This is a genomic window from Enterococcus sp. AZ104, assembly GCF_050546705.1.
Taxonomy (GTDB): domain Bacteria; phylum Bacillota; class Bacilli; order Lactobacillales; family Enterococcaceae; genus Enterococcus; species Enterococcus faecalis.
Map to the genome: position 1 here is coordinate 2,057,315 of NZ_CP172952.1, position 17,610 is coordinate 2,074,924.

Below are 17,610 nucleotides of genomic sequence, written 5' to 3' on the forward strand. Positions count from 1 at the left end.
AAATTGGGGGACAACAAATGGGGATTCGAAGTCATTTAGCAATTGCTGCAGGAAAAACTTCGCAATGGGTTTTACAAACATTTTTTAAAGGCGGCAGTAGCTACCCAGGGAAATTAGCCCTAAAAATCGATCCTAAAATTTTAGACACATTGGCAAAAGACTATGAAATTGTCGTAGTCACTGGAACGAACGGCAAAACATTGACAACTGCTTTAACTGTTAACATTTTACGCCAAGAATTTGATGAGGTATTAACAAATCCAACGGGTGCTAACATGGAGCAAGGAATTGTCTCTACTTTTTTAAATGCCAAGGCGAAAAAAGGACAAAAGAAATTTGCGGTGTTAGAAATTGATGAAGCAAGTTTAAGCCGTGTCACTAAATATATTCAACCAAAATTATTTGTTTTTACGAATATTTTCCGCGACCAAATGGATCGCTATGGCGAAATTTATACGACGTATCGCTTAATTATGGAAGGCGCCGCTGCTGCTCCTGAAGCAACTATTTTGTGCAATGGTGATTCGCCAATTTTTAATTCAAAAGAAACTGTAAATCCTCGCAAATACTATGGATTTAATCATTTACCACCGAAAGAGCAATTGGCTCATTACAATACAGATGGGGTTTTATGTCCAAGATGTAATCATATTCTTCATTATAAAATGATTACGTATGCTAATTTAGGTGATTACTATTGCCCAAATTGTGGCTTCAAACGGCCTGAGTTGGATGTGCAGTTAACGGAAATGGTCCGGATGGATAATACATCTGCTGATTTTGTGATTGATGGCGAAGAATACGGCATTGCTGTTGGTGGGATGTATAATGTTTATAATGCGCTAGCGGCCACAGCGGTAGCAGAATATTATCAGGTGGCACCAGATAAAATCCGAGCAGGCTTAGCTTATGATGAAAAAGTTTTTGGGCGTCAAGAAACTATTAAAGTTGGCGATAAAGAATGTACGTTAATTTTAGTAAAAAATCCGGTTGGCTTAAATCAGGTCATTGATATGATGGGCTTAGCCCCTTACTCTTTCTCGCTGGTTTCATTATTAAATGCCAATTATGCAGATGGAATTGATGTCAGTTGGATTTGGGATGGTAATCATGAAGCCTTTGCTGATATGGACATTCCAAAAGTAATTGCTGGCGGTGATCGCCATGAAGATATGGCCTTGCGTTTAAAAGTTGCGGGTATTCCTGAAGAAAAATTACTAGAAATTGCTGATTTAGAGCAAGTAATTTCAGAAATTAAAACGTTGCCGACAGATCATGTCTATATTTTGGCAACCTATACTGCTGTTTTGCAATTAAGAAAATCATTAACAGCCCAAGGGTATATTCAAGGGGGAATGAATGGTGTCTAAAGAATTAGTCGTTTGTCATTTATATGGCAACTTATTAAATACTTACGGAGATAACGGAAATTTATTGATGCTTAAATATTTAACCGAAAAAATGGGCGTTACCTTCCGATCAGAAATTATTAGTATCTACGAACCGTTTGATCCCGAAAAATATGATTTAGTCTTTGTTGGTGGCGGTCAAGACTTCGAGCAACTGATCATCTCAGAAGACATTCAGAATAAAAAAGAAGCTTTGACTTCTTATATTGAAAATGACGGCGTCTTGTTAGCTATCTGTGGTGGTTATCAACTTCTAGGACATTACTATGTCGGCGCACAAGGCGAAAAAATTAAAGGAATCGGTGCATTAGATCATTACACTTTGAGCCAAGACAACAATCGTTTCATTGGTGATATCGAAATTTATAATGAAGAATTCGATGAAACGTATTATGGTTTTGAGAATCATAACGGCATGACTTTTTTAGGCGAAGGTGAACGACCTTTAGGAACAGTCAAACAAGGCAAAGGCAATAACGGTCAAGATAATGGCGAAGGCGTTGTCTATAAAAATGTGTTTGGCTCCTACTTCCACGGTCCAATCTTAGCACGCAACAAAAATCTAGGGATTCGGTTAATTCGGACTGCTTTAGAGAAAAAATATGGTGAACCAATCGCTATTCCTGAAACGCTTTATAAATAAAAGAAGAATCTAGTTCCTACATATAGGACTAGATTCTTTTTCATTTCTCCGACAACTATTTACATCTTTACAAAATATAGTAAGATAAAGAGGTGCATTTAAAATCGAGAATTTCTCGGACTGGTTCGGAAACTTCCCAGAATAAAAAACTAAGTATCTCTCAATACTAACTCAAGTCATAGCTTTTTTAACAAGAGTTATCATTTGCAGTTAACGAAAAAGGAGGATTGGAAAAAATGCAAAAAGTAATTATTGATTGTGATCCTGGAATTGATGACACGCTTGCTCTCTTGTACGCATTTGCTTCACCAGAGCTAGATGTCCAAGCGATTACAGTTGTTTGCGGAAATGTCCCTGTGGAGATTGGCGTGGAAAATGTTTTTAAATGTTTGGAAAAAGTTAATCGCTTAGATATTCCTGTCTACCAAGGGGCTGCTAGCCCTTTAAAACGGCCATTTGTTAGTGCACAAGATACACATGGCATGGATGGTTTAGGTGAAACATATTTCCCCAGAACTAGCAAAATTCAAGCACAAGCGCTTTCCGCTGCTGACTATTTAGCACAAACCTTTCAACAAGCTACCGATTGCTCAATCATTGCCCTTGGTCCTTTAACAAATATTGCTTTGGCTTTAAAAAAAGAACCTCTTCTGGGGCGAAATCTTCAACGTTTTGTCTCAATGGGTGGTACCTTTAAAAGCCACGGCAATTGCTCTCCTGTTGCAGAATTTAATTATTGGTGTGATCCTGATGCAGCAGCTTGGGTTTTTGAGAAATTAGGTGCAAAAATCGAAATGGTCGGCTTAGATGTCACACGAGAAATTGTTTTTACACCAACAATTCTCAATTATTGCCAACGACTCAACCTCAAAATGGGGAATTACCTCGCTGAGATTACTCAATTTTATTTTGATTTTCATTGGAAATATGAACGTATTTTAGGGTGTGTTATCAACGATCCCTTAGCGGTTGCTTATTTTATTGATCCTGCGCTCTGCCAAGGCTTTTCCAGTTACGGACAAATTGTTCCTGACGGCATTGCTATGGGGCAATCAATGATCGATCAGTATCATTTCCAGCAGCAACCAGCTAATTGTCATGTCTTGACTACGGTTGATAGTCAACAGTTTTTCGTGAAGTTTCTATCCATTCTTTTAAATGTACAAATAGATGAGATCGAAAGAGATTTCAAAAATTTAAGGATGGGATAACCATGAAAAAAATAACACCACGAATCATTACAATTATCGCTTTTAGTGTTGCTTTAAATTACCTTGGCAGTACCATTGCGTTACTCCTTCGTTTACCAATTTATCTTGATAGTGCGGGAACTATTTTTACAGGTGCGTTATTAGGCCCACTCTTTGGCGCACTGACAGGTATTTTAACAAGTCTACTAACTGGATTGACAACGGATATCTTTTCTCTGTATTATTCACCTGTCCAACTCTGCACAGGAATTTTAGCAGGTTTGCTCCTTCATCAGCAGTTAAAAGTAACCAAATTACCATTTAAAACGTTGTGGTTAACGATACCAGGAACAGTGATTTCTTCCTTAATCACAGTTTGTTTATTTGGTGGAATTACTTCTGCTGGCTCCAGCATAATTGTCCAATTTTTATATGGTTTAGGCTTAAATCAGTTAGCAAGCGTCCTGTTGGTTCAATTGATAACAGATTACGGGGATCGTCTGCTATCAGTCATCATCGTCACAGCTGTTATCGCTGCCTTACCTAAACGTTCCTTTATAACAAAATAAACTGTTTTAATGCCAAAAAATGAGGAAATCATCTGTTGATGATCTCCTCATTTTTTTAGCGACTGCCAGGTTCTGAAGCTATAATCGTTAAATCACCTTCAAAACGCCAGCTCGGAATATCTGTTGGAAAGATAAAGCTATCGCCTTTTTTCAAATCAAAAGTAGCCACATCTGCTTTTGTAGCATCTTCTGTAATCAATCGACCCACACCTTCAATAACTGTTGCTAATGTATAAGGTGCTTGTTTTTTGACTTTTAGAATCCCACTGACACGCCACTCATAGACATTAAAGAAATCTGTTTTTACATAAGTAACAATGCTTGATTGTCCTTGATTTTCTTGTTGAATAGAGAGGTCAGGATCCTTCGCCGGAACGGTTGTCACATCAATGGATTGTTGAATATGCAATTCCCGGGTCTTTCCTTGATCATCTGTTCGATCATAATCATAAACCCGATACGTAGTATCACTGCTTTGTTGCGTTTCTAAAATTAAAATACCCGAGCCGATGGCATGAATAGTGCCGCTTGGTACATAATAAAAATCGCCTTTTTTCACTGGTACTTTTCTTAAAAGATCGTCCCAACGACCTTCTTCAATCATTTCTGCAAGTTCTTCTTTTGTTTTCGCGTGATGTCCATAAATGATTTCAGCGCCAGGTTCTGCATCAATAATGTACCAACATTCAGTTTTGCCTAGCTCGCCTTCATGTTTTTGACCATATGCATCATCAGGATGAACTTGCACGGATAAATCATCTTCAGCATCTAAAATTTTCGTTAATAATGGAAAGACAGCGCCACCTGCATGGCCGAATAACTCTTGATGGTCTGCCCACAATTCATCTAATTTTTTTCCTTTAAATTCGCCATTTAAAACAGTACTAACGCCATGTGGATGTGCACTGATTGCCCAATCTTCACCAATTTTATCGCTCGGTAAATCGAAACCAAATAGCGTGTGTAGACGATTGCCGCCCCAAATTTTTTCTTGAAAAACAGGTTGTAAAAATAATGGTTCTTGCATTGACTGTGACCTCCCAAATTGAATTCGCTCTCATTATATCACTAAAAACTAGTCATTTCATCTGAAACTGATGATTTCTCTTTTAAATAGGTTGCCAACAACTGATCTCTTTCTTCGATATAAGTGTTCCGGTGGTCCTCTGGATGGACTCGATTAGATAAAAAGATAAACGCTGATTGTTGTTGCACATCAATTAGCAAAAAAGTGCCTGTATAGCCTGTATGGAATAATAATGGCCGTTGCGTAGCTACATCATATTTAAAATCCCAGCCTAGAGAACGTGGTTTATCTGCAGCTGGCACTTGGTTAACTAGTAACAAATCAATTGTCTCTTTTTTCAAGAATTGGTGATTGTGATAACTGCCTCGATTTAAATACATTCGAACAAATTTTGTTAAATCATAGACATTGCTAAACAAGCCAGCATTCCCTGCATGTTCCCGTAAAACAAATGCCTTAGGATCATGGGTTGCCCCTCGAATCAACCCTCGTTGTTCATGTAATTCTGTTGGCACACAGTTTAAAGGATTCTTTGGTAGAAACGTACTTTCGTTCATCCCTAAAGGAAGCAATACTCGCTCAGATAAAATTTCTATCATTGATTGCTGGAACATTTCTTCTAACATAAAGCCTAATAAAATAGTCCCTGCATCTGTATAAACAACTTTTTTACCTATCGCTTTGCCTGCGTGAAATGAATGATTGTAGGCGTCTTTTAATTCTTGGGCATTCAGCTGATCACGATTAGGAATATAGCCTTGTAAATCTGCCGTATGTGTCAACAAATGCCGGATTGTAATATTAGAATCTTGAAAAGAGGGATAATAAGTTTGTAATGATTGATCTAGAATAATTTTTCCTTCTTCCACTAATTGCAAAATAACGGTGGTGGTGCCGACTACTTTGGTTAAAGAAGCCACATCAAACAGCATGGCCGAGGTTAATTGTTCTTTAGTGGGTTTTATTTGTGCGAGTCCCCAACAATTGCTCTCCTCTTTTTCACCTTCAATGAAACAAAAACTAGCGCCCGAAAAAACACCTTTTTTCATCATTTTTTGAATTTTCCACTTTGTTTTTTCGTACATTTTTTCACCTTCTATTTTTAATATTAAAGGAAAAGTCTAGAATAAGTTCCGAACAAAAGTAGCGTTAAACTTTTATTCCGACTTTATTCCAGACTTGCTAAAACAAGCTTATTTTGTCTGTCTAAGCGTTTATTTTAAGACAAACCACCATTCCAAGCCAATTGGATCAAACACAGTGACAATCGCTTTTTTCTGGTCAATAAAGAACTCTTGATTTTTTGCCGTTAATTGTTGCTCCATTGCTAAAATATGTTCTTGATCAGAGAGCTTAATGGTAAAGAAATCTAAACCTAAGTGTGGATCAGGTAATTGATCCACTTCACTTGTTTCAGGTTTTTGGAATCCAATAGTTGCTTTGCCATCTTCTAAAACAAATTGATCTTTTTCATTGCGTTTTAAACCCAGAACTTCCTCATAGTATGCTTTTATTTCTTTTTGATTGTTTGTTTTTAATTGCACATGCGCTAAATATGACCCAGCGGCTAACCCTTGATGTGGCTCTAAGTCCTCACTGATAAGATCTTTAAGCACAATTGGTTGCTTTTCAGAAGTCGAATTTGCTGTTGCTTCATCGTGAAAAATCTCAAATTGATTGCCTTCAAGATCAGTAATGAACATGCTTTGACGTGTGCCAATTTGGAAACTTTCATCAATTGGGTAGTCTTGTTCAAGCACTCGTTGAGCAATTTGTAAAAATTCTTTTTCCGTAGGAACTTTAATTGAAAAATAAGCCATTTGCTTTTCTTCATTATGAAAATCTTCGGCTTTTCTAGTTTCTTCTAAAATTAATAATTGCGTTCCTGCTTCACGTGTACCCCAGATAGACAGGTTATTTTCTTCTGACTTTAAAACAAAACCCATTACTTTTTTATAAAAGTCGACCATTTCGCCAACTTTTTTCGCACGAATGGCAATTGTTTTTAATGTCGCAGCTTTTTCTAATTGAAATTCAGTCATTTTTTCTGTTACCTCCATTTTCTTCTCTCCCATTTTATACATCTCTTGCTATTTCATCAAGTAATATCCTGTTTTTCTCAAAAGAAAATAGAAATTTTTCAATTTCGCTAACTTTTTGTTAAAAAAATAAGGCTTCAGGAACCAGTCTTTACGACTATGGCTCCTGAAGCCTCATCATGAATTACTATTTTTTTGCTTCGCCTTTTAGGCTACTTCTTCTGAAAACTGACTGTTATATAAGTCAGCATAAAAACCGTTTTTCGCCATTAATTCATCGTGGGTTCCTGTTTCCACAATTGAACCTTCTGCCATAACGATAATCGTATCGGCATCACGGATAGTCGACAAGCGATGAGCGACTACAAAGCTGGTCCGATTCTCCAATAAACGATTCATTGCTGCTTGAATCAGTATTTCTGTTCGAGTGTCCACACTTGAGGTGGCTTCATCCAAAATTAAAACGTCTGGATTTGCTAAGAATGCTCGAGCAATTGTAATTAATTGTCGTTGACCTTGAGAAATATTGCTGGCTTCTTCATTTAAAATCGTTTGATAGCCTTCTGGTAATTTTCTGACAAAATCATCCACATGGGCTGCTTTCGCCGCACGGATCACTTCTTCTTCACTCGCTTGCTCATTACCATAATGAATATTGTCATAGATACTTCCAGTGAACAACCAAGTATCTTGAAGAACCATTGAAAAGTGTGCTCGCAACTCTTCGCGAGACAAATCGCGCGTATCTACGCCATCATATTTGATGCTGCCGCTACTAATATCATAGAAGCGTTCCAATAAGTTAATTAGGGTTGTTTTTCCAGCACCTGTTGGGCCCACGATTGCGACCATTTCCCCAGGTTTAACATTTAAATTGAAATCTTTCATTAATAATTTCTCTGGTGAATAGCCAAAAGCAACATGTTCAAAAGAAACACGATAAGGACTATCTGTTTCCACTGGTATGCCAGAAGGTTCATCCACCATTTCTTCTTCATCTAATACTTCAAAGACACGTTCTGCCGAAGCAACCGTAGCTTGGATTGTATTCATTAAATTAGCGATTTGAGTAATCGGTTGTGAAAATTGATTGGTATATTGAAGAAATGCTTGGACATCCCCTAAATCCATCATACCATTCGCTACTTTTACGCCACCAAGGACTGCAACAAACACATAGCCTAGATTTTTGATAAAGTTCATTAAAGGCATAATGATCGCTGAAATAAATTGTGCTTTGCGACCAGCATGGTATAATTTTTCATTTTCTTTTTCAAATACTTCTTGATCACTTTCTTCGTGGTTGAAACTTTTTACTACTACGTGACCACCGTAGGTTTCTTCGACTTGGTTATTCAATAATCCTAAGCTTTTTTGTTGAGCCGCAAAATGTTTTTGCGAGCGAGGCGCCACAACCATCACAACAATTAAACTTAATGGCACTGTTGCTAAGGCAATTAGTGTTAACTGCCAGCTAATGGTCAGCATCATCCAAAGTACACCCACAAATGTCACGATACTGGTAATTAATTGGGTTAAGTTTTGTTGTAAAGTACTCGCAATATTATCCATGTCGTTAATTGCCCGCGACATGATATCCCCATTACTATGAGTATCATAATAGGAAATTGGAACTTTGTTCATTTTCGCTTCTAATTCTTGACGTAATTCATAAACTGTTCGCTGTGAAACACGTGTCATAATTACTTGTTGCAAGAAATTAAAGACAGCAGAAATAAGGTACATGGCAATAACAATTAATAAAATTTGACCGATTTTGTCAAAATCAATTGGAAAAGATGTTATTTTTAAGCCTTGTTTCATTTCAGCAGCGCCTTTCATGACGCCTTTAAAAATTTCAGTTGTCGCCTGTCCTAATACTTTTGGTGTTTGAATTTGGAAAACGACGGCTGCGATTGCTAATACTAAGACTGCAATAATTGACAGCATTCGTTTAGACATGTATCGAAATAAACGTTTCACTGTTTTCCAGAAATTTTTTGGTTTTGGCCCTTTTGCGCCAATGTTGCGTCCTGGTCCCCCGCCCATTGGTCCGCCTTTTGGTCGACTACTCATGCAAGGTCCTCCTCTCTCAATTGAGAATGTACAATTTCTTGATACGTTTGGTTATTCGCTAATAACTCTTCATGCGTTCCTTTACCAACTAATTTCCCTTCGTCTAATACTAAAATTGTCGATGCTTCCATAACCGTACTTACACGTTGAGCTACTAAAACGACAATTGCATCCGTCATCTGCTCTTTTAAGGCTTTTCTTAAATTAGCATCTGTTTTGAAATCCAATGCAGAAAAGGAATCATCAAAAACATAGACATCTGCTGGTTTTACTAAAGCACGAGCAATAGCCAACCGCTGGCGTTGTCCGCCAGAGAAATTACCGCCGCCTTGTTCGACATGACTATCCAAACCTTCTGCCAATTCTGAAACAAACGCCTTCGCCTGCGCAATTTCTAAAGCTTGCCAAATTTCTTCATCGGTCGCATTTGGGGCGCCGTATTGCATATTTTCACGAATCGTTCCTGTAAATAAAACAGCCTTTTGCGGTACAAAGCCAATCATTTCTCGTAAATTATGCTGTGACGTATCTTTAATGTTTTTACCATTTAGCAAAATTTTGCCAGATTCAACATCATAAAAACGTGGTAAAAGATTAACCAGCGTTGTTTTCCCAGAACCTGTCCCACCAATAATTGCGACCGTCTCCCCAGATTTTGCTGAAAAATCTATATCTTCCAGTGCTAAGTTTTCAGCATGCTGGTAACGATAATTAACATGTTCAAACGCCAATGTTGCTTCGTCGCCTTTTAGAGAGAGCAGTTCTGGATTGGGTACATCTTTGATTTCTGAATCAGTATTTAGCACCTCGTTAATCCGATCAGCAGAAGCTTGCGCCCGCGGTACCATGACAAAAATCATGGATAGCATCATGAAACTCATCAGAATTTGCATGGCATAAGTCATAAAGGCGATTAAGTTCCCTACTTCTAGTTGCATTTCCGCAATATAATGACCGCCAAACCAGGTGATTGCAATATTGGTACCACTCATAATGAGTGTCATTAAAGGAATCATCAAAGCGACAATCGTATTCACTTTAATCGCCGTTTGTGTATAATCCTTATTGGCTGCATCAAAACGTTGTTCTTCATAGTTTGCTTTGCCAAAGGCCCGAATCACACGAACCCCTGTCAGTCCTTCACGAAAAACTAAATTTAAACGGTCGGTTTTCTTTTGCATGCTCTTAAATAACGGAACCGCTAAAAACATGATACCTCCCACTAAAACAGCCATAATTGGTAAAACATATAGAAAAATTTTCGTTAATTGTGGGTCCTTGTTATACGCCATAAAACTTGCACCAATTAACGTTAAAGGTGCGTTAATCATTAAACGTAAAAACATTTGCATAACCATTTGAATCTGATTGACATCATTGGTTGTTCGTGTAATTAGCGAAGCTGTCCCAAATTTATCAAATTCATTATTAGAAAAATTTTCAACTTTTCGATAAATATCAGTCCGTAATTTTTTACCTAAACTTTGTGATTCTTTGGTGGCAAAAAAAGTATTTCCAATAGAAGCGACAATGCTAATCAAAGAAAAGCCTAACATGACAACTCCTGTACTCCAAATATAGTTAATATCTCCTTTAGCGACACCGTCATTAATGATATTAGATGTTAATGTGGGCAGATATAAATCTGCGATAATTTGTACGATCATAAATACAACCGCTGCAAAGACCGACCATAACGACATCCGTTTGACTAGTTTAATCAACTAACTTCTCCTCCTTTTTTGCTACTTATAAGCGCCATTTTTCAACCAATTTAATTTCATTTTTAATTGTTTGACTGCTTCAGTTGAATCATAGGCGGTATTTTCTCTTTGTTGACGATACCCATCAACAATTGTTGAGAAAACGGCATGCATCGCCGTCTGCATGAACCATGTGAATTCTTTTGGCGTTTCAATGGTTAATTTCGAACGATCGATTATTTGATAAAGATGTTCTGCATAGGCAGCATGCCCTTTTCTTCCTCTATGCTTATGACAGTGCTGTTTCCTATTTTTTTCCTCTTCCCCAGTCGCTAAATTATCCGTCACCCGACGTGAAGCACGATAGTCCATGTTGACAAATAAATTCCGATAGAAAGAAGCATTCTCTCCAGTTAGCACTTCGACAATCATTTTGGAGAAATAGACATCCATGGCTTCGATTAAATCACCATTTTCCGCAATAATTTGTTTCTCTAAATCTCGTTCACTATTTTTTCTTAATGTCGCAAAGTAATAAAAATACAAATCTTCTTTGTTCTCAAAATATTGATAAAAGCTACCGCGAGGAATTTCCGCTAATTTAACAATATTTGCAATTGACGCTTCTTGTAAAGAATGGCGCGAAAATTCAATTTGCGCAGCATCTAATAAGCGTTGTTGCTTTTCTTCTGGCAAATGAAAAAACGTATTCGTAGGCATATTTGTGTTCCTCCCTTTTATGACACATTGTCATATGACACCATGTCATTATAGCACTCTCTATTCAGAATGCAAGTTTTTTGCAAAAAAAATCAAGCACCTAGCAAGACAAAATTGATGTTAGATTCTGTCTCACCAGTTGCTTGATTAATAATAGTGTTTGATGCATTCTTGTAACAAGCCAGCGACCTCTTTTATAGGTCCATTGGCATCTATTCGTTGATAATTAGGATATTGTTCCAATTGGTTTTTGATAAGAATTTCTTGATCATAAAGGTTTAAACGTTCTTCAATAATTTTAGGATCAGATTCTCGTTGTTTTAAACGTTGATAAATATTTTCTTTTGAAACGTCAAAAAAAACTGGAATGACGGACTTGCCGAAACGCTCAAAGACCGCTTGAAAGCCCGGAAAAGTTAACGCATTATAGGCTGGATGCTCTTTCGTTGTTTCAACGATGGCAGCTACACCGACACCGTAATAGTTTCCATGGTAAAAATCATACTCCACTAACTGATTGGTTTCAATCAAGGTTTGAAAACTTGCTTTTGTTTCAAAATAGTAATCCACGCCATCCACTTCATCCAATCGTTTTTTCCTCGTAGTATGCGAGATAACTTTATAGTTTTTCGGAAAAACCTTACTTGTAATTGCGGTCTTGCCAGAACCACTAGGACCCATAATAACAAAAAATGGATGTTGTAATTGCTTAATCATTAGAAACGCTCCTCTCAGTTGTTTCTATTATAACGTATTGTGCACTATTTTGAAAAATTGACAAAAAAGAGCTTGGGCCAAAAATCACTTTGGATTTTTGGCCCAAGCTTAAAAATTAATAAACGGCGGGATCAGAAGCAACAACCTATTACGATTATCTTGTTTTGTTTAATTACAATAACTAGTCTAAGTTTTGTCCATTAGTTTCAATAACTTGTTTGTACCAATTAAACGATTTTTTTTCATAACGGTTTTTAGTACCATTTCCTTCATCGTCTAAATCAACGTAAATAAACCCATACCGTTTACTCATTTCACCTGTGGAAGCACTGACTAAATCAATACAGCCCCACGGCGTATAGCCCATTAAATCGACGCCGTCTGCAACTGCTTCTGCCATTGCTTCAATATGACGACGTAAATAATCAATCCGATAGTCGTCTGCCACATAGAAATTTTCGTCTACTTTATCAATTGCACCTAAGCCGTTTTCCACAATAAATAAAGGTTTTTGATAACGATTATATAATTCATTTAGGGCAATTCGTAAGCCTTCGGGATCAATTTGCCAACCCCATTCACTTGCTTCTAAGAAGGGATTTTTAACGCCGCCTAAAAGATTCCCATCTGCTGTATCGTTGGTAGTACCAGTAACATCGACAGCAGTCGACATATAATAACTAAAGCCAATGTAATCCACTGGGTATTCTTTTAATAATTCTAAATCTCCTTCTTCAATGACTAAGTCTTTCACAGCATATTTTTTATATATGCGTTCTGCGTATGCTGGATATTCACCACGAACTTGAACATCTGTACAATAATAATTAAACTCTTGGTTTTCAATCATTGTAGCAACTTGATTGACTGGATTCGAATCAATGCCATACGTTGTTGCATAAATAATCATACATCCAATTTTTAATTCTGGATTTAATTCATGGCCAATTTTTACAGCTTTACTACTTGCAACAAATTGATTATGCCAGGCTTGGAAAATGTTTTGATAATCATTGGCTCCATTGCTTTTCACCAATCCTTGACTAAGTGCTGGGAAATGGAAAGCTGAATTAATTTCATTGAATGTCATCCAATAGTTAACTTTTTGGTGGTAACGTGTTAAAACAGTTTCCGCAAAACGTTCATAAAAGTCAACTAATTGACGATTTTTCCACCCGCCGTATTCTTTCGCTAAATGCAGTGGCATTTCATAATGAGAAATCGTAATTACTGGTTCAATGTTATAGTTTAAGCATTCATCGATAACCGCATCATAAAATTTCAAGCCGGCTTCATTCGGTTGTGTTTCATCTCCTTTTGGAAAAATACGCGACCACGCAATTGAAAATCGATAACATTTGAAGCCCATTTTAGCAAACAACGCAATGTCCTCTTTAAAGCGATCATAGTGATCAATTCCTGTATGATTAGGGTAGCGATATTTCGTTTCGTCAATCGTCCAATCAAACGCTTCATCTCCTAAAATAGCGAAACGTTGTTTTCCTCCAGGCATCGCATCTGCCACAGATAACCCTTTACCATCGGCTAAATAGGCCCCTTCTAATTGATTGGCTGCGGTCGCACCGCCCCATAAAAATCCTTTTGGAAATTTTGTCGTTGTTGTCATACTTGTTCCTCCTCCAATTGTCTTTTATTTAATAATGGCTAAAAAGTCTTCACCATGTAACACGTCTGTTTGGTTCATATCCAAAACATCTAAATAATCATTCGTATTCGTTACCACAATCGGTGTAACTACTGGATAACCAGCTTCTTTAATGGCAGCAATATCAAAAGTAACCAGCAAATCTCCTTTTTTAACAGAATCACCTTGTTTCACTGATAATTCAAAGCCTTTACCATCTAATTCGACCGTATCCATGCCAATATGCATTAATAATTCAACGCCCTCTGTTGTCGTCAAGCCAACAGCATGTCCTGTCGGAAATAATGTGGTGATTTCACCATCTGCGGGTGCATACAGTTTGCCTTCAGTCGGCTCAATTGCAACACCTTTTCCTAAAGCACCTGAAGCAAAAACAGGGTCTTGTACTTTTTCTAGCGGTAAAATTTCACCTTGAAGTGGACTTGCTAAAATAATTTTATCTTCTTGATTCGTTTTTACAGGTGCCACCATCTTATCAGTTTCTGTTTTTTCAGTTGCTGTTTCTGGATTAGGTTGATCTTCAAAACGTAAGACAAACGTTAAGACAAACGCAATGATAAAAGCAATTCCGGCACCAATTGCACCAGTAATCATCGGTGCAGTATCTTTTGTCTCTGCAGGAATAAACCCAGGTAAGCTCAACATACTAACCAAGCCAAACGTAAAGTTTTTCACGTGATTCATAGCTACAAATGCACCACCGATACCGCCACCAATACAAGCTGCAATAAATGGTTTTTTCAATGGTAAAGTCACGCCATATACAGTTGGTTCAGTAATTCCAAAAATAGTCGTAATACTTGAAGACAAAGCCAAACCTTTTAGTTTCACATTTTTTGTTAGGAAAAAGACAGCTAAAGCAGCCCCGCCTTGTGCAATAACGGCTGGTAATAACATTGGTACCATCGTATCGCCACCTTGTGTTAAGTTTAACATCATAATTGGTACAAAGCCCCAATGCATACCAAACATTACCAAGACTTGCCACAACGAACCCATTAATAACCCTGCGATAATTGGACTAAAAGCGTAAATTGCGTTGTATCCTTGTCCCAACCAATCGCCGATGACCGTCCCGATAGGACCAATAGCTAAGAAGGTAACAGGTGCCATAATAAGGAAAACAGCTAACGGAACGCAGATAATTTGTAGAAAACTCGGAATTACTTTTTTGAAGAAACGTTCCACATAACTTTGTGCAAAAACAGCCAAAATAATTGGTAAAACCGAAGAAGTATAGCCACTTGGCCCAATAATCACTGGAAGACCAGCAAAGCTAATTGTTTTGCCTGCTAAAGCAGTAATGCTGGGATGAACTAAGGCCATCGCCAAAGCAACCGCTAAAAAGGGATTAGTATTGAATTTTTTAGCAGCCGTAAACGCTAACATAATTGGTAAGAAAGTAAATAAGCCATCTGCAATCGAAAAGAGAACAAGATATACGCCTGAAGTGTCAGCTAACCAGCCCATAGTTACAGCCAATGTTAAGAAGCCTTTTAGAACCCCAGCGCCGGCCATTGCACCTAAAAACGGTGTAAAAATAGAAGAAATAATATCAATTAAACGGTTAAAGATATTTCCGCCACTTTCTTTTTCTCTATTATCAGAATCATTACCTAGTCCACTGTTGGCCATCAAATCCTTATAGACATCACTAACGTGACTGCCAATAACCACTTGATATTGTCCTGCACTTTGAACTACCTGAATAACATCTGGGTCAGCATTCAATGCAGCAGTATCTGCTTTATTTTCATCTTTTAATTTAAAACGTAAGCGTGTAGCACAGTGAACAACACTATTAACGTTGCCTTCGCCCCCAACAGCTTTTAACACACGTGCTGCAATTTCTTGATTTTTACTCATCTCTAGATCCTCATTTCCATTAATTTTTAATATCAAAAAAACCTACATTGAAAAAGAGCCAGATCCTTCTCTTCACAGCTGCGCAGTCTGCGAAAATCGTTATCGGTTTTTTCAATCTAGGTTTTGCCTGCATTATCAGTAACAATCCGCGATTATTGGTTGTTATGCTTTTTTATCATTGACCACTCTTTGGATATGAATGGTTAAATAAATCATTTCCGCTTGATCAATTGGTCGATCATAGCTTTTTAATAAATACTCATTAATACGTTGGACCGCTTGAAACGCCTTAGGATACTTTCCTTGGACCAATGCAAAAAGAAATTCGTCCTCATCATCATGCGCTTCTTGTTTTAAATAACGTTGCGCAAAATATTGAAGATGTGTAACAATTCGCTGATAGTTCAATGAATCTTCATCAAACACCTGTCCAAAGTAGCGACTAATAATCGTTAAAATATCACGAACCATCTTGGTTGCTTCCATGGTAACTTCCATATTGCCATTTCCTTGTTCAGCATTCACAATATGAAAAGCAATGAAGCCCGCTTCATTTTCTGAAAATTGAACCCCTAGCTTTTCAGCAATAATCGCTAATGCTTGCTTTGCGATTTCAAATTCTTTAGGATAAAATTTGCGTGTTTCGAATACAAGAGGATTCGTAATATCAATTCCTTCTTTGGCTCGAAGTAACGCATAGTGAATATGATCCGTTAAAGTTAAATAAATATTTGATGAAAGCTCAATCGCTAGCGTTGTTTCTGCTAAATCAACGATTTGTTTGACGACTTCTACTTCTTTGGTGGGGACGTCTTCAAACAGCTGCTGGAATTGCCCTGCCATAGCGGAGTCCTTTAACACGAATTCCTTTTCAACATAATCTGGATTGATCGTGTCTCCAATCTTCTTTTGAAAGGCTAAGCCGCGTCCCATATAAACAATTTCTTCGCCTTGCTCATTTCTTGAAAGCACGACATTATTATTTAAAACTTTTTCAATCCTCATGATGAATGCAACCTCACTTTTTTATAAAAAAAGCCCAGAATCCCTCCACTGATTGTGTTAATGGAAGACTCTGGTTTTGCCTGCAAAGCAGTAACAATCCTTATTTACAAAGTAATAATAGCATGCTTTTTTTTAATATGCAAGCCTTTCCAAAAAAATATTTTTATTTATTTTTTACTCTTTTGATCCATTTTAAAAAAAAGTTTACTAAAAGTAAAAAAAAGACTTGCTTTCTCTTACTTTTTATTAGTAAAATAGAGATGTTGAATTTTTAAACTATTTATTTTAAGGAGATTACACAATGTCAAAATTATTAGTTGTTAAAGCACATCCATTAACAAAAGAAGAATCACGCTCAGTTCGTGCGTTAGAAACATTTTTAGCTTCATACCGTGAAACAAATCCATCAGACGAAATCGAAATTTTAGATGTTTATGCCCCAGAAACAAACATGCCGGAAATCAATGAAGAATTATTATCTGCTTGGGGTGCACTTCGCGCTGGCGCAGCATTTGAAACATTAAGCGAAAACCAACAACAAAAAGTGGCTCGTTTTAATGAATTAACTGATCAATTTTTATCTGCAGACAAAGTAGTAATTGCTAATCCAATGTGGAACTTAAACGTACCGACACGCTTAAAAGCTTGGGTAGATACAATCAACGTTGCTGGAAAAACATTCCAATATACTGCAGAAGGACCAAAACCTCTGACAAGTGGTAAAAAAGCCTTACACATCCAATCAAATGGCGGCTTCTACGAAGGAAAAGATTTTGCTTCTCAATACATTAAAGCGATTCTAAACTTTATTGGTGTTGAGCAAGTCGATGGATTATTCATCGAAGGAATCGATCATTTCCCTGATCGCGCGGAAGAACTTTTAAATACTGCTATGACCAAAGCAACTGAATACGGTAAAACATTCTAAATTTTCCGAGTGATTTACATCAAAAAGAGACAAGCAGTTCGTTCACTGCTTG

General features: G+C 37.2%; 15 protein-coding genes and 1 riboswitch. Of the genes, 5 read left to right on the forward strand and 10 right to left on the reverse strand.

Features of this window, described 5'->3' with window-relative positions:
• Positions 1 to 17: 17 nt before the first annotated feature.
• The 4 genes from IGJ37_RS09775 to IGJ37_RS09790 all read left to right on the forward strand — a co-directional run bounded on the left by IGJ37_RS09775 (position 18) and on the right by IGJ37_RS09790 (position 3,811).
• Positions 18 to 1,370, forward strand: coding sequence for a Mur ligase family protein (locus IGJ37_RS09775; protein ID WP_252671562.1), 1,353 nt, complete (start codon positions 18 to 20; stop codon positions 1,368 to 1,370).
• A complete protein-coding gene (locus IGJ37_RS09780) occupies positions 1,360 to 2,052 on the forward strand; it encodes a type 1 glutamine amidotransferase (RefSeq protein WP_002356583.1) in 693 nt (230 codons plus the stop codon). The genes IGJ37_RS09775 and IGJ37_RS09780 overlap by 11 nt, the downstream gene beginning before the upstream one ends.
• A gap of 114 nt (positions 2,053 to 2,166) precedes the next feature.
• Positions 2,167 to 2,211, forward strand: a riboswitch (PreQ1 riboswitch).
• 77 nt (positions 2,212 to 2,288) lie between these two features.
• Positions 2,289 to 3,263 carry a nucleoside hydrolase gene (locus tag IGJ37_RS09785; RefSeq protein WP_252671561.1) on the forward strand — a complete coding sequence of 325 codons (975 nt, stop codon included), beginning with the start codon at positions 2,289 to 2,291 and terminating at the stop codon, positions 3,261 to 3,263.
• A gap of 2 nt (positions 3,264 to 3,265) precedes the next feature.
• Positions 3,266 to 3,811 (forward strand): ECF transporter S component, encoded by a 546-nt coding sequence (locus IGJ37_RS09790; protein WP_002359620.1) that lies wholly within the window; start codon positions 3,266 to 3,268, stop codon positions 3,809 to 3,811.
• 55 nt (positions 3,812 to 3,866) lie between these two features.
• Here the strand turns inward: IGJ37_RS09790 and manA are convergent, their stop codons facing one another.
• From manA to licT, 10 genes are all read right to left on the reverse strand, one after another.
• The gene (gene manA, locus IGJ37_RS09795) at positions 3,867 to 4,838 is read right to left on the reverse strand and encodes a mannose-6-phosphate isomerase, class I (protein ID WP_002359619.1); all 972 of its coding nucleotides are present in this window, start codon (positions 4,836 to 4,838) and stop codon (positions 3,867 to 3,869) included.
• Positions 4,839 to 4,879: 41 nt separating this feature from the next.
• On the reverse strand, positions 4,880 to 5,923 hold the full coding sequence (locus IGJ37_RS09800; protein ID WP_010821758.1) for a serine hydrolase domain-containing protein: 1,044 nt from the start codon (positions 5,921 to 5,923) through the stop codon (positions 4,880 to 4,882).
• A 129-nt stretch (positions 5,924 to 6,052) separates the two neighbouring features.
• A complete protein-coding gene (locus IGJ37_RS09805; RefSeq protein ID WP_002359617.1) occupies positions 6,053 to 6,922 on the reverse strand; it encodes a VOC family protein in 870 nt (289 codons plus the stop codon).
• Positions 6,923 to 7,084: 162 nt separating this feature from the next.
• On the reverse strand, positions 7,085 to 8,953 hold the full coding sequence (locus IGJ37_RS09810; protein ID WP_002359616.1) for an ABC transporter ATP-binding protein: 1,869 nt from the start codon (positions 8,951 to 8,953) through the stop codon (positions 7,085 to 7,087).
• Positions 8,950 to 10,677 carry an ABC transporter ATP-binding protein gene (locus IGJ37_RS09815; RefSeq protein WP_325815089.1) on the reverse strand — a complete coding sequence of 576 codons (1,728 nt, stop codon included), beginning with the start codon at positions 10,675 to 10,677 and terminating at the stop codon, positions 8,950 to 8,952. Before IGJ37_RS09815 ends, IGJ37_RS09810 begins: the two co-directional genes overlap by 4 nt.
• Before the next feature lie 21 nt (positions 10,678 to 10,698).
• Positions 10,699 to 11,376, reverse strand: a complete 678-nt coding sequence (locus IGJ37_RS09820; protein ID WP_002367146.1) for a TetR/AcrR family transcriptional regulator — start codon at positions 11,374 to 11,376, stop codon at positions 10,699 to 10,701.
• Between the two features lie 147 nt (positions 11,377 to 11,523).
• Positions 11,524 to 12,093, reverse strand: coding sequence for a guanylate kinase (locus IGJ37_RS09825; protein WP_010821762.1), 570 nt, complete (start codon positions 12,091 to 12,093; stop codon positions 11,524 to 11,526).
• Between the two features lie 181 nt (positions 12,094 to 12,274).
• Complete coding sequence (locus IGJ37_RS09830) at positions 12,275 to 13,720, reverse strand: glycoside hydrolase family 1 protein (protein ID WP_252671560.1); 1,446 nt, start codon at positions 13,718 to 13,720, stop codon at positions 12,275 to 12,277.
• Between the two features lie 24 nt (positions 13,721 to 13,744).
• Entirely contained in the window at positions 13,745 to 15,625 is a 1,881-nt protein-coding gene (locus IGJ37_RS09835; protein ID WP_002359609.1) for a beta-glucoside-specific PTS transporter subunit IIABC, read from the reverse strand.
• Between the two features lie 162 nt (positions 15,626 to 15,787).
• Positions 15,788 to 16,630, reverse strand: a complete 843-nt coding sequence (gene licT / locus IGJ37_RS09840; RefSeq protein ID WP_325815091.1) for a BglG family transcription antiterminator LicT — start codon at positions 16,628 to 16,630, stop codon at positions 15,788 to 15,790.
• A gap of 301 nt (positions 16,631 to 16,931) precedes the next feature.
• Between licT and IGJ37_RS09845 the strand changes: the two genes are divergently transcribed.
• Positions 16,932 to 17,558, forward strand: coding sequence for an FMN-dependent NADH-azoreductase (locus IGJ37_RS09845; RefSeq protein WP_252671559.1), 627 nt, complete (start codon positions 16,932 to 16,934; stop codon positions 17,556 to 17,558).
• The last annotated feature ends 52 nt before the right edge of the window (positions 17,559 to 17,610 follow it).

Excerpts from the sequence above, each read along its gene's own strand:
- IGJ37_RS09790 (WP_002359620.1), top strand. The coding sequence starts at position 3,266 with ATGAAAAAAATAACACCACGAATCATTACAATTATCGCTTTTAGTGTT.
- IGJ37_RS09830 (WP_252671560.1), bottom strand. The coding sequence starts at position 13,720 with ATGACAACAACGACAAAATTTCCAAAAGGATTTTTATGGGGCGGTGCG.
- IGJ37_RS09780 (WP_002356583.1), top strand. The coding sequence starts at position 1,360 with ATGGTGTCTAAAGAATTAGTCGTTTGTCATTTATATGGCAACTTATTA.
- manA (WP_002359619.1), bottom strand. The coding sequence starts at position 4,838 with ATGCAAGAACCATTATTTTTACAACCTGTTTTTCAAGAAAAAATTTGG.
- licT (WP_325815091.1), bottom strand. The coding sequence starts at position 16,630 with ATGAGGATTGAAAAAGTTTTAAATAATAATGTCGTGCTTTCAAGAAAT.
- IGJ37_RS09775 (WP_252671562.1), top strand. The coding sequence starts at position 18 with ATGGGGATTCGAAGTCATTTAGCAATTGCTGCAGGAAAAACTTCGCAA.
- IGJ37_RS09800 (WP_010821758.1), bottom strand. The coding sequence starts at position 5,923 with ATGTACGAAAAAACAAAGTGGAAAATTCAAAAAATGATGAAAAAAGGT.
- IGJ37_RS09835 (WP_002359609.1), bottom strand. The coding sequence starts at position 15,625 with ATGAGTAAAAATCAAGAAATTGCAGCACGTGTGTTAAAAGCTGTTGGG.
- IGJ37_RS09805 (WP_002359617.1), bottom strand. The coding sequence starts at position 6,922 with ATGTATAAAATGGGAGAGAAGAAAATGGAGGTAACAGAAAAAATGACT.
- IGJ37_RS09785 (WP_252671561.1), top strand. The coding sequence starts at position 2,289 with ATGCAAAAAGTAATTATTGATTGTGATCCTGGAATTGATGACACGCTT.
- IGJ37_RS09825 (WP_010821762.1), bottom strand. The coding sequence starts at position 12,093 with ATGATTAAGCAATTACAACATCCATTTTTTGTTATTATGGGTCCTAGT.
- IGJ37_RS09820 (WP_002367146.1), bottom strand. The coding sequence starts at position 11,376 with ATGCCTACGAATACGTTTTTTCATTTGCCAGAAGAAAAGCAACAACGC.
- IGJ37_RS09845 (WP_252671559.1), top strand. The coding sequence starts at position 16,932 with ATGTCAAAATTATTAGTTGTTAAAGCACATCCATTAACAAAAGAAGAA.
- IGJ37_RS09810 (WP_002359616.1), bottom strand. The coding sequence starts at position 8,953 with ATGAGTAGTCGACCAAAAGGCGGACCAATGGGCGGGGGACCAGGACGC.